The 14,055-nt window shown below is 52.8% G+C and carries 4 protein-coding genes; 2 read left to right on the forward strand and 2 right to left on the reverse strand.

The window, feature by feature from the left end:
* Nucleotides 1-141 precede the first annotated feature (141 nt).
* Nucleotides 142-4,176: an Ig-like domain-containing protein gene (locus PMI17_RS25310; RefSeq protein ID WP_007886031.1), complete on the forward strand. Its 4,035-nt coding sequence runs from the start codon at nucleotides 142-144 to the stop codon at nucleotides 4,174-4,176.
* A 664-nt stretch (nucleotides 4,177-4,840) separates the two neighbouring features.
* On the opposite strand, the gene PMI17_RS03200 is transcribed toward PMI17_RS25310, so the two are convergent.
* Nucleotides 4,841-5,458: a response regulator transcription factor gene (locus tag PMI17_RS03200; protein WP_007886032.1), complete on the reverse strand. Its 618-nt coding sequence runs from the start codon at nucleotides 5,456-5,458 to the stop codon at nucleotides 4,841-4,843.
* Between the two features lie 98 nt (nucleotides 5,459-5,556).
* Entirely contained in the window at nucleotides 5,557-8,991 is a 3,435-nt protein-coding gene (locus tag PMI17_RS03205; protein ID WP_162129969.1) for a transporter substrate-binding domain-containing protein, read from the reverse strand.
* 437 nt (nucleotides 8,992-9,428) lie between these two features.
* Between PMI17_RS03205 and PMI17_RS03210 the strand changes: the two genes are divergently transcribed.
* On the forward strand, nucleotides 9,429-14,055 hold a 4,627-nt coding region (locus tag PMI17_RS03210), incomplete at its 3' end, for an Ig-like domain-containing protein (RefSeq protein ID WP_007886034.1).

The following is a 14,055-nucleotide window of genomic DNA, read 5'->3' on the forward strand; positions in this document are numbered from 1 at the left end:
TCTACCGCCGCAACCCCTGAAGCAAAAAGCGCACCTAAGAAAGACCCGGCTTGTAGCCTGAGACGACGCATTATTGGTAATTTCTGAACGTTATAAATGTAGTCAGAAAATATATAATTCGTTTATCAAGGAGTTACAAATATGATACCAGGAAATGTATCACACTCAGCAAATCCCCTTTCCCGTCCCGCTATTATTTCCATTACATCCGATGCTCAGGATGCCGGTTTAATCTTACCCGGCGCAACCACGCTGGATCGCACGCCAACGCTGGCGGGCAGTGCTGCTCCGTTCAGCATGCTACGCATCATGGACGGCGATAATGTGATTAAGGTGGTTACAGCCGATGCAAAAGGGAACTGGTGTTTTACTCCCGTTCTGGCCAACGGCGAACACCGTTTAAGTGTTATGACAGCAGAAGGCATGCGCAGTGACGAGTACAGCGTTAATGTCGCCGCCATTCATCCACGCGAACCGCAAATCAGCCATATCTATGACAACATCGGCAGCGAAGGGTATCTGCGCCCGGGACAGTCTACTGACGACCAGTCACCGAAAATCTACGGCACCGCGCAGCCAAACCAAATCGTAACGCTGTACGCCAATAATGAGGCAGTTGGCAGCGTGCGCGCAGGTGAAGATGGCAGTTGGATGCTGGCAGAGAAATTGTCGCCGGGCGCGCAGCAGTTACATATCAGTGCTGGCGGTGAATCCAGCCAGCCTTTCAGCATTGATGTGCATGATTCATACGTCGATTTTGTTGGCCAAACGCAGATTGATAACGTTGAGGTATTACTGACGAACGGCGAATGGGCGCCGGTCAACCACGATGAAACCGTCGGTTCCGCAACGCTGCAGTTAGGCGGCAAAGTGACCTCGCAATACACCACGGTAGAGATTTACCTCAATGGTGAGCGCGTTTATCGCGACTATTCAGACTATAAAGGTGAGTGGCAATTCGAGGCCCAGCTTCAGGAAGGTCGCAACGAAATCAGACTGGTGACTGAAGAGGGCGGTAGCAGCGATATTTTCGTGGTTAATTACTCGCCGGTGGTGGTTGAGGAAGAGGTCGCGCAGGAGTTCAGTTCACCATTACTTATTGACTTCGCCATTCAGGGCAGCTTTGTAACAGCTGCATCGGTGTTGCTGGTGGGGGTTGCCGAACCGAATACGCTGGTGCGTATTTTTGTTGATGGCAAAGAGATTGGCAGCACGATGAGTAACGCGGGCGGCGACTGGAATGAAAGAGTCGAGGTTAACAGCGGCGGGAATTATAACTTCCATGTCGTGGCGGGCGATCAGCGCAGCGCTGATTTCAGCTTCAACGTCAATGCCAGCAAATTCCCGCGCCCAACCCTCAACAGCATGCTGGATGATGTGGGCGAAGGCGGCATCATCCGCAACAACGGCACCACCGACGACGCGCAGCCAAAAATGTCCGGCACCAGCACGCGTAATGCGATAGTTGATATCTACGCCAACAACATTTTCATCGGTAGCGCAAAAGCCAATGAGCAGGGCGTATGGAGTTTTGAACCAACTTCGCCTTTGGCCACCGGCCCGCACCAAATCGAAGTGAAAGCCAACGGTATCACCAGCCAGAGTTTCTTCCTGAATGTCATCCCCGTTGAAGTTGAGCCAACGCCAGAACCGACTCTGTTTATCGACGGGGCCATTCAGGGCAGCGCCGTCACTGCTGCATCCGTATTGCTGATGGGCTTTGCTGAACCGAATACGCTGGTGCGTATTTATGTTGATGGCAAAGAAATCGGTAGCACCATGAGCCAGGCCAGCGGTCACTGGGATGAAAGGGTCATTGTGAGCAGCGGCGGTAATCATGGCTTCTATGTGGTTTCCGGCGATCAGCAAAGCGCTGAATATCAGGTCAACGTCGATGCCAGCCGATTCCCGCGCCCAACGCTTACCAGCATGCTGGATGATGTGGGTGAAGGCGGCATCATCCGCAACAACGGCACCACCGATGACGCACAGCCAAAAATGTCCGGCACCAGCACGCGTAATGCGATAGTTGATATCTACGCCAACAACCTCTTTATTGGCAGCGCAAAAGCCAATGAGCAAGGCGTATGGAGTTTTGAACCGACTTTGCCTCTGGCGACCGGCCCGCACCAAATCGAAGTGAAAGCCAACGGTGTCACCAGCCAGAGTTTCTTCCTGAACGTTATCGCGGTTGAAGAAGTTGAGCCAACGCCAGAGCCAACTCTGTTTATCGATGCGGCCATTCAGGGCAGCGCGGTGAATGCGGCATCTGTACTGCTGATGGGCTTTGCCGAACCGAATACGCTGGTGCGTATTTATGTTGATGGCAAAGAGATCGGTAGCACCATGAGCCAGGCCAGCGGTCACTGGGATGAGAGAGTGATTGTGAGCCGCGGTGGTAATCATGGCTTCTATGTGGTTTCCGGCGATCAGCAAAGCGCTGAATATCAGATCAACGTCGATGCCAGCCGCTTCCCAAGCCCAACGCTCACCAGCATGCTGGATGATGTGGGTGAAGGCGGCATTATCCGCCATAACGGCACCACCGATGATGCACAGCCTAAAATGTTCGGCACCAGCACGCGTAACGCGGTGGTTGAAATCTACGCCAATAATCAGTTTATCGGCAGCACCAAAGCGGATGCGCTGGGCGCATGGAGTTTTGAACCTGAATCTGCTTTGGCAACCGGTGCTAACCAGATTGTGGTGAAAGCCAACGGTATCGCGAGTCAGAGCTTTAACCTGAACGTCATTGCCGTTGAAGAGGTTGAGCCAACGCCGGAACCTATTCCTGAGCCAGCTCCAGAACCTATTCCAGAACCGAAACCGGAACCGACGCCAGAGCCAACGCCAGAGCCAACTCCGGAACCGACTCCAGAGCCAACGCCGGAGCCAACGCCGGAACCGACACCCGAGCCAACTCCGGAACCCACTCCGGAACCGACGCCACTGTGGATTACCGGTGTCTGGGAAGATGAGGCGCAGTCTCAAATCATCGATTCAGGGGCAAAAACGCAGTCAAACGACCTGTTTGTCACCGGTACGGCACCTGCAGGCGAACTGGTGCTCATCTATTCAGGCAAAAATGTTGTTGGCAGCGCCAGGGCTGATGCTGAAGGTAAATGGGTTGCCCAGACCACGCTCACCGCAGGTCAGCATCAACTGGAAATCGCCATCAATGGTCAACGACTGGATTTCCAGTGGGGAGTCCATGTGGAAGCCTTGGTGACTGAACCGGCACCGCAGCCAGAACCTGAGCCGCTGCCAAAACTGGCCATCACGTCAGTGATCTCCTCGGAAGGCAACATTGATGCGCTGAAACAGAGCAACGGCCTGACTGATAAAGAGCCGCTGATCGCTGGCTACGCACCGCCGCATTCAACGGTTGAAATCTGGGTGAATGGACGCCTCTCGCTCACTGAACGTGCCGATGCGAACGGCAAGTGGAGCGCGAGTCGCTGGTTTATTGATGCGGAACATACCCTGCAAATCAAGGTCGGCTCTCTCACCAGCGAAGCGGTGAAAATTACCGTTTCAGCCTATAACCTGCGTAAATTCATTGCCGAACAAGAGGCGAACGAACAGGAAAATGTGACCCCTATCGTTCCTGAACCTGCGCCAGAGCCAGCACCTGCACCGAAACTGGCCATTACCTCCGTCATCTCCTCGGCAGGCAACGTGGATGCGGTGCAACAGAGTAACGGCCTGACCGATAACGAGCCGCGCATTACCGGATTCGCGCCACCGCACGCAAAAGTGGAGTTGTGGGTTAATGGACGTTTGTCGCTGACGGAATATGCCGATGCTGACGGTAACTGGAGCGCCAGCCGTTACTTCATCAGCACCGAGCATACTCTGCAGGTCAAAGTGGGTTCGCTGAGCAGCGAGCCGTTGCAGATTAAGGTGAACGCCCACAGCCTGCGCCAATACATCGCAGAGCAAGCCGCAGAGCAGGAAGCGCAGTCGATGGCAGAGACGTTTAGCTATAACGCGTTACTGGCAGATGAAGCGCCACAATTGTTCCAGGCGTTTAGCACCTCCGCTGCACAGCCAGAGATGGAATTGGTCATCAGCGACGCGGATATGCAGGTTGAAACCGGCTTAGACGGGGTTAACACCTTGATGAGCAGTGACACACTGTCAGCTGAACAGATGCAGGATCTGCTGCAAGCGTAATCAGCGACCCATCGTGGGCGTCGCTTGAAATCCCTATCGCCCACGGTCTTGACCAAGCCGCTATTGCTTAAGATAGCGGCTTTTTTATGCTGATAAAACGCAAAATATTTTTGCACATTTCGTAGCGGCGCAATTTATTGCGCGATGAATCGCGCCGTTACAAAATGTGCGGTGACTGAAGGGCGTGCATCCTTAATTAATTATCACTGGTTAATAGCAGGAATGCGGTGAAAAATGGTAAACGAAGAATTTTATTATCGAATGTTTGGCAGGGCGGCATTAAGTTAGATCAGCACGATTAACGCGCTGACCATGCACGGTTGTTTAAAAGAGTATTGCTGTGGGCAGATCAACTGCGCAGATTAAAGCATGCATCTGGTTAAAGCGTTACTGTTAGCCTTAATGGGAAACTCACTACGCCCATCCGCGTTTGCAGGAGGGGCAGCCATAATTATCTGTTGCAATTATTTTGGCTCATTGCCGTTAAGTTTCCCCGGCCAATTTATCAACGTTATCAACTTCACTTAATGAAGAGGAGATGTTTCAGTAAACAGCGTGAATCTTGTTGATGGGTGCCTATCAATGTTATTCAGGTTTGTATCTATTTTATCGTCACCAAGGCGACAGCAAGATATCAAAAGCTTCCGAAGACTTTCTATAATAGTTAAAAAAGAAAATTTCTACGTGCCAGATCAACAATATCAATGACGTTTTTGGTCGCCATTTTTTGCATCATTTTCACTTTGTAGGTGCTGATGGTTTTATTACTCAGGTTCATTTCCTCAGAAATGGTTTTAATCGACTTTCCAGCGCCAAACATCCGTAACACCTGAAATTCCCGGCGGGTAAGCGAGGATAAAATACGGGCATCATTCGGATATTTATCTTTGTGCTGGAACTGTTCTTTAGAGTAAGCGTGCTTGCCTTCTTCAATCTCCTCAATGGATTCAAATAACGTCTCTAACGGCCAGGATTTACACACATAGCCTTCAATGCCCATCTGCAGGCTTTGCTGAATATGATAGTAACTCTCTGAAATAGATAAAATTAACGTTTTGAGTTTTGGGTTGTAACTGCGCAGCAGCTCCAGTTTTTCATAGGCTAACTGATCCTGAAATAACGGCTCTAGAATAAGGATCTGCGGTTTGTGATTAATGTTGCTAAACAGCATCTCATCTAACGTTTCGGCGATAACAGCAATGTTATAACCGCGTTCGGTTAGAATACGTTTTAATCCGCGACGTATAAGCGGGTTAGTATCGACTACAGAAATCGTGGTCATCCTGAAATAATCCTCCTTTTAACAACCGTTAAATACTGTAACACAGCATTTAACGCATATTGACCAAGACGTGTCTTTTAAAAAATATCACAGAGGAATTACTTTTCGTCAGCGGTTATCTGACGTTCAAGTTCTTCCACTTGTTCTGCGATCGCTATTAATGCTTCACGAAAATCGCTAATTGTGCAACTTTCGTCCTGACTGATATTTTCCAGCAGGGCACAGGCTTCTTCCAGTTCATTTCTCTGCATAATTCGCGCACCTCCGAGTAATCGGTGCGCCATTTTGGCTATTTGCAAACGATCACCGCTCTCCACCATTTTTGTCAATTTGTGCAGATCGCTGCGATTGGTACGAATAACTTCTTCGTGTAAAAACTTTAATGCCTGCAGACGTTTCTGATCGTCGGAGATAATTTCTTTCACCGGAGCGAATGTGCTGCGGCCCATTAATCGGTTCACCGCGTCATGTAATTGCGCGCTGCGCACTGGCTTGAAGAGACATTCGTTCATGCCGGCTTCGCGGCATTTATCCACCACGCTGGATTGCGCGTGTGCAGTCAGTCCCAGAATCGGCTTGGACGCTATATTGTGCTGCAGTTCCCATTGGCGAATATGGCGCGTCAGTTCAAAACCATCCATGCCAGGCATCGTGACATCGGTCGTAATGAGATCGATCGCCACGCCAGAATGCAAGATTTCAAGCGCCTGCTCGCCACTCTCGGCGGCTATTACCTGGTGGCCCATCATCTCCAGCTGCTGGGTCAGCAGCAGGCGATTGGGGCTGTGATCGTCAACAATCAGCACGTGCATCGAGCGCTCGTCATCGTCGGCGCTTAGCGCGATGGTTTCTGCGGCGCAGGCCTCAGCGGAGAAGTAAAACAGGAAGCTCGCGCCCTCGCCGGGTTCGCTTTCAACCTGCAGTTCACCGCCCATTAACTCCGCTAAGCGGCGACAGATACTCAAGCCCAGTCCGGTGCCGAGCCGCGCTTTGCGTCCCTCAACCTGAACAAACGGAGCAAAAATGCGTTCCTGCTGTTCGCTGGTCAATCCTGGACCGGTGTCCGTCACATCGATCACCAGATCGCTGCGCCCGTCATTGACCTCCTGAGATTGATAAACGCTTACCGTCACGCTGCCGCTGTCGGTAAACTTGATGGCATTACTCACCAGGTTGGAAACCAGCTGATTAATCATCAACGGATCAAGCAGATAGGTTGTATGTTCCAGCTCGACTTCCAGCGTCAGTTCCAGATCTTTTTCGCGCGCGCGATTCTCAAACAGATTGACGACGCTGCTGACCAACTGCGGCACATCAATACAGCTCGGGCGCAGCTCATAGGTGCCGGACTCAATCTTCGACAAATCAAGAATATCGCCAATTAATAACAGCAGGGACTTGGCCGACTCCCAGGCCACGCGCACGTTCTCGTTGTTGATGCCCTGCTGCTGATGCTCATTCACCTCCAGCTCAAGCAGCCCAATAATCGCATTCATCGGCGTGCGGATTTCATGGCTCATACTGGAGAGGAACACACTCTTCGACTGGTTAGCCAAATCGGCTTCGTCTTTGGCGCTGCGCAACTCATTCACCAGCTTCTCTTTTTCGCTGATGTCGAGCCAACCGCCAATCACGCCCACCACCTCGTTGTTGGTGTCGCGCCACGGCACAATCCAATGGTGAACAAAGCAGATGACGTTATTTAACTTCAGCGGGCCTTCGTAAACCTCTGGCACGCCATCGGTCATCACCCGTTTAATGATGGTTCGCAGACGATCCTTAACCTGTTCATCCAGATGGTCACTTTCCAGTAAATACTCCGCGAGCGTCTTATCCTCTCCCGCGTTCAACGCCTGACGTAGCGCCGGGTTGGAGTGCACCAGGCGCTTTTCACGATCCATGACATACAGCGCAATCGGTGAGGCATCGATAAGCGTGCGCACAAAAGCGAGCTGATCGGCAAGGGCGCGGCGCGCGCTTTCACGCTGCCGGCTAACGCGGTGGATGTGACGGTTCCACAGCAGCAGCAGCGCAACCATCAGCACGATGCCGCCAGCGACTTTAATAATCACATCCTGCCAGTCGCGCCACGACGGCTGACGTAGCGCGTTGTTTTTCGGTTGCCAATGCGCATTAATGCGCTGCAGGGATTCAGGCGGTAAATCCAGCAGCGCTTTGTTCATGATGCTAACCAGCAGCGGATTATCAGGGTTAGCGGCCATGCCGATTCTGGCGATGTCATCGCCTAAACGAATGCCAATTTTGAAGCCGCGCTCGGGATCCGAAGCCAGCAGATAATCCGCGTCAAACTGCGTGGTGACAACGCCATCAACCTCGCCTTTTTTCATCATCGCGTAACCCATTTCCACCGAAGGATTGGTCACGATGGCGATATCGGGATAGTGCTGCTGCAGCCATGGCGTAATTGGATTGAACTGCGTCACCGCAATTTTTTTACCGCGCATGGCGGTCAGGCTGCTGAGGGTGGGCGAGGTGGCATTGACCATCAACACCACCGGTGTCAGGAGATACGGGCGTGTCGTCAACACATTCCAGGTAGTCTGATAATCTGCGGTCATCGGTACCACCGCGTAAAGCGCATCCGGGAATTGCTGTCCCAGGCGAATCATCTCTGCGCGACCATAGGCTGCCTTGAAGTTAAACTTCATGCCATAGCGTTCCGCCAGCACGTTCATTAAATCCACCACCGCGCCATTCAGTTTGCCCTCTTTATTAATAAAGGCGTTCGGCGCCGTGGTGGCATTGAATAGCACCGTGATCTCCGGATGCTTTCGCAACCAGTTTTGCTCTTCAGCGGTTAGCGCAAGTGGGTTGGCTTTAATCACATTCTCACTGGTCAACCCCCAGCGATTGGCAATGCCAATACGGCTGGCGAGCGGAACGCGGTTGAGTGCTTCATTGATCGCCCGCAGCAGCAGCGGATTACTTTTACTCACGCCAAACGAGAGGTTGAGATTGCTGAGCACCGGACTATTAATGATTTTCAACTTGTCAGAAAAGCCGTTATTCAATAGGTATTCAGCGGTGGAGCGGTTTAACCAGACACCAAGACTTTGTCCCCATGCCACGGAAGCGGACGCGTTTATATAGCTGGACTCCTGTTCCAGATGAAAACCGGAATATTCGCGCGCCAAAACGTCCATACGACTTTGTGTAGCGATGTAGCTGAGCTTTTGCCCCGGAAAAGATTTTGCATCCCATGTCTGCGCATCATTGCGTAGCAGGAGCGCGGAGTGATCTAACAGCCAGGGTGAGGTGGCGACAATATCCTGCATGGGATACACATCGGGATTAAATGCACCCAATAAATCGACCTCACCTTGCTGCAACGCACTCTGCGCTTGTGAAGCGTTGTCAAATAACACCACTTCAATTTTCACATCGAGCGATCTTTCTAATACATGTAAATAATCGGCCGCTAAACCTTCATAGGTTTTGGGGTCAACATCCATATAAATCGGCGGTTGAGCCGGTCCCCAAACCGCCACTTTTATCACTGGGTGGTGACTCAACCATTGCTGCAGCGGCTGATCAAATTTTATTTCCGAGGTGATCACTTCACTACGCGGAACCAGTGTCAATGCTGTGGGCGAAGCTAAAACCGAAGAACATATCAAGCTGAATAATACCAAGACGTTTCCTGGTTTGAGTAGCGTTCGCAACATGATAATGGGGTTTCCTGTAAATGAATTTATTCAATTAACGCTTTGTAATAAATGAGAAAAAAACATTTCCACTCGCGGTATTCAATGAAGTTGAGTGTAGCTATTTTCATTAGCTAATACTAAGAAATTTCCCTTTATACAGAGCAATGCAAGACCCGGCTTGTGTCTTCCCCATGAACATTCACTGAAAATCCATCGCATCTGGCCAGGTCGAGTTATCTGGTCAATAAGAGTGCTCCGGCGTTGTCAGGGGCAACGTTCTTTCACGATACAAGGGTTAATACATGAGCCTTACCCCAGTAAATATTGCAGTGGTTGATAACAAGACCATTGTCAAAGCGGAAGTTTTAAGTACTGCCAAGGGAAATGCGCCGGTAAAAATAAAAGCGATTGCCGGTGGTAAATATATTCTCTCCGAAGGTAAAGATGGCGTTGCTCCAGAAAACGTCACATTAAAGCGCGTAGGTAAAAACCTGCACGTCATTCTTGAAGGCTCTGATATCGATCAGCCGCAACTCATTATCGAAAATTTCTACGATAATCCAGGCGAACTGGTCGGTAAGGGTGAAGATGGCCAATGGCACGCTTACACTGCGACCAGCGGCGATGAGAATGATGAAGCCGCCTTCTTAATGGATGGCGAGAGCAGCGCCGTTGCACTGGGTGCAGCGAGCATTGGTGGTCTCGACGGTCTGACTGCAGCGGGCACCGCGTTCTCTCCGGCGCTGATTGCGCTGGGCGTATTAGGTGCATTGGCCGCAGCAACCGGCATTGGTTTGCTGGTAGCTGGCGGTGGTGGCGGTGGCGGCGGTAGCCCGCGTTCGGTACCGACTCCTTCTATCATCGAAGCCTATGATGATGTCGGTACGTTGACAGGCACGCTGCGCAGTGGCGATTCCACTGACGACAGCACTCCAACTCTGAGCGGTACCGGTACGCCGGGCAACACCGTTGAAATCTGGGACAATGGAGTAAAAATTGGCGAGCAGCTGATTGGTGAAGACGGCACATGGTCCTATACCACGCCGCCACTGACCCATGGTCCACACAGCATCACCGTTGTAGAAAAAGATCCCGGCGGCCGCACCAGCGAACCTTCGGATCCATTTGAACTGAATATCGATCTGGAAGCACCCGATCGCGCAGAACTGAATGAAGTATGGGATGACATTGAACCCCGTACCGGTTTAGTCAGCAACGGCGGCAGCACCAACGATCAGCAGCCTGATTTCCGTGGCAAAGCTGAGCCTCTGTCTGAAGTCGAAATCACCCTTGATGGCGTTGTTGTCGCCCGCGTTCCGGTTGATGCCAATGGCGACTGGAGCTGGACTCCGTCAACACCGCTGGGTGAAGGCAATCACACCGTAAGCCTGGTTGTGATTGATCCGGTAGGTAACCCAAGCCTGCCAACCCCTGATTTTAATTTCACCGTGGATATCACTCCTCCGGTGATGATCCCTTCTGCGTTTGACATGGATAACGTTATTGATGACGTTGGCATGAAAACCGGTCCTATCGCGCGCGACAGCATCACCGATGATAACCGTCCGACCTTTAACGGCAGCGGCCTGGATGCAGGCGATACCGTAGAAGTATGGGATGTCTTGACCAACGAATTACTGGGTACTACCACCGTTAAAGCAGATGGCACCTGGAGCTTCACGCCTGATAGAGACATGAGCGAAGGTCCACACAGCGTATCGGTCACCATCGTTGATCCAGCCGGTCTGAGCAGCGACCCAAGCCCAACTTTCGAATTTGTCATTGATACTACGCGTCCACCTAAACCTACTGGCGATCAGTTCGAAGGCGCGTGGGATGACGTGGGTCCTGTGGTCGGTCAAATCGAAAATGGCTCCACCACGGATGATACCCAACCTGAATTCAAAGGCACCGGTCTGACGCCAGGTCACATCGTTCATATCCGTGAAACCGGTGTGGATCAGGTCTTTGGTACCGCTATCGTTGATGCAAACGGTAACTGGACCTGGACCCCGCGTGACGACGAGCGTCTGGGCACCGGCGAATATGTATTTGTTATTGAAGTAGAAGATGAAATTGGCCGCGTCAGCGATCCAAGCGATCCGATTGACTTCATCATTGACGTCACGCCTCCGACCGATCCAATCATCAGCGATTTCTTCGATGACCAGGGTGCGGTAACGGGCGCCAACGACGGCAGCACGCCAACCGATGATGCCCAGCCTGAATTCCGCGGCACCGGCGAACCTGGCAGCTATATCTGGGTTTACATTGACGGCGTGTATGCTGGTTCAGCCAAGGTTGAAACCGACCGTAGCTGGTCATTTACGCCAGATTTCCAACTGACCAACGGTCCACACCGTGTCACGGCGCAGGCGCATGACGATGCCGGCAACCGTAGCGGCGTGTCATTACCTTTCGATCTGATTGTTCAGGCAGGTGGCATCCCGGATAACCCGGCAATCACCGGCGTCATTGACAATGTGCCTGGCGGCATCGTCGGCAACATCGGTCCAGGCGGCCTGACAAACGATCCACGTCCAGAAGTCACCGGTACCGCACCAGCGGGCACCGTGGTTGAAGTCTTCATTGACGGCATCAGCATCGGCACCGTGACTTCTGATGCGTTCGGCCAATGGCGCATCGAATCCAACCGCGACCTGGCGAGTGGTGAGCATCGCATCATTGCGCAAAACGCAGATGGCAGCGGCTCGCCAAGCGGCGAATACCTGATTGTCGTGGATGTCGACGCCCCCACCATCGCAGACGACCTCGATCTGTGGGATGACGTTCCAGCCGTAACCGGCTCAATTGGTTCAGGTGACACCACCGATGACCGCACGCCAACCTTTACCGGTACCGGCGGCGAACCAGGCGATATCGTTTACGTCTATGACGATGGTGAGGTATTGGGTACCACAGTCGTTAAAGATGACGGCACCTGGGAATTCCCATCACCGCCACTGGAAGACGGTGAACATAGCTTTACCGTTATCATTGAAGATGAAGCCGGTAACAAGAGCCCGGAAACCGCACCTATCGACTTCACCGTTGATACCAGTGCAGTACTGATCTCCATCGACTACGCCGAAGATAACGTCGGTTCCATCCGCGACAACCTGTACAACGGCGCATTCACCGATGATGAAACTCCAACCCTGCGCGGTCAGGCCACGCCTAACTCGCTGGTTAGCATCTATCTGGATAACGTCCTGGTTGACACCGTCATGTCCAACGGCCGTGGTGAGTGGGTTTACACCATTACGCTGCCGGAAGGCCCGCATAGCATTACTGCAACGGTAACCACACCTGCCGGCGGCGAAAGCGTGCATACAGGCGAGTTCCTGCTGACGGTCGATCTGACCGCACCGGACAAACCTGCCATTGATAAGATTCTTGATGACGTGGGTTCTATCCAGGATGAAATCGCCAATAACGGCTACACCGATGACTCGACACCAACCCTGGTCGGCGTACCGGTTGAGCCAAACGGCTTAGTGATTATTTATGACCGTGGCGTGCGTATCGACAGCATTCGTGCTGACGGCGATGGTAACTGGAGCTGGACACCGGCAACCCCACTCAACGATGGCGAGCATATCTTCGCAGTAGAAGTACAGGATGCGGTTGGTCACGTTTCAGAACGTTCCGATCCGTGGACCGTGAACATCGATACCGAAGCACCAGGCCGTCCAATCATCTCACCAGAGGGTGAGCTGGCAGGCGCATGGGATGATGTCGGTCCATTCACCGGTATCATCGAAGATTTAACTGACGATAACCGTCCAACCTTCGCTGGCGGCGGCGGCACCATGGTGCCAGGCAACATCGTTGAAGTGTGGGATGAATTCCCAGCGGGTACCAAGACGCTGATCGGCACCGCGATTGTTGATGCCGACGGCAACTGGACTCTCACGCCTGAAGTGGGTGAAGAGCTGGAAGATGGCGTCCATAAAATCAGCATCATTGTGGAAGAGCCAACCGGCCAACGTAGCCCGGAAAGCGATCAGATTGAGTTCGAAGTTGATACCACGCCACCACCGGCACCGGTGATTACCGGAATGACTGACGCAGATGGCCCGATCACTGACGGCACCACGCGCGATCCGTTCCCGACCATCATCGGTACGGCAGAGCCAGGCACCACGGTCTTTATCTATGACCAGGACGATCAACTGCTCGGCACCACCACAGCTGACCCAACCACAGGCGACTGGACCTTCGTGCCAAGCCGTCCGCTGGAGCAGGGTAAAACTGAGCTGACTGCAGTAGCACGCGATCCGGCAGGTAACACTGGCGATCCGTCTGCCCCTGCACCAATCGAAGTGGTTTCCGGCGGCGTAACGCCAGATATCACCATTACCGGCGTTTATGATGACGTGGTTGCACATACTGGTCTGATTGAGAAAGACGGTCTGAGCAACGACCCAACGCCAACCCTGCGCGGTACCGGTCCTGCTGGCACCATCGTGCATGTGTTTGACGACAACCTGGGCCTGCTGGGCACCGCCACCGTTGACGCTGATGGTCGTTGGCAGCTGGAAGTCGGTCCGCTGGCCTCTGGCGACTACAACTTCACTGCACAGCCGGAACTGGCTGACGGCAGCCTCGGCGATGCCACCGGCAACTGGCCGATTGTTATCGACGTGGATGCACCCGCTAACGCCGCCGATCTGTCACTGTGGGATGATGAGCAGGACAACCCGGCCACGGAAATCATCAACGGCGGCACCACCGACGATGCCACGCCAACCCTGAAGGGCACGGCGGAGCCAGGCGCAACGGTTATCGTGCGTGATGAGAATGGCGATCTGGTAGGCACCGCAGTGGCAGATGCCACCACCGGTGAATGGAGTGTGACGCCATCCACGCCTCTGCGTGACGGTGACCACAGCTTCACCACGGAAGTGATTGATGAAGCGGGTAACA

The sequence above is a fragment of the Pantoea sp. GM01 genome, assembly GCF_000282675.1.
GTDB lineage: Bacteria > Pseudomonadota > Gammaproteobacteria > Enterobacterales > Enterobacteriaceae > Pantoea > Pantoea nemavictus.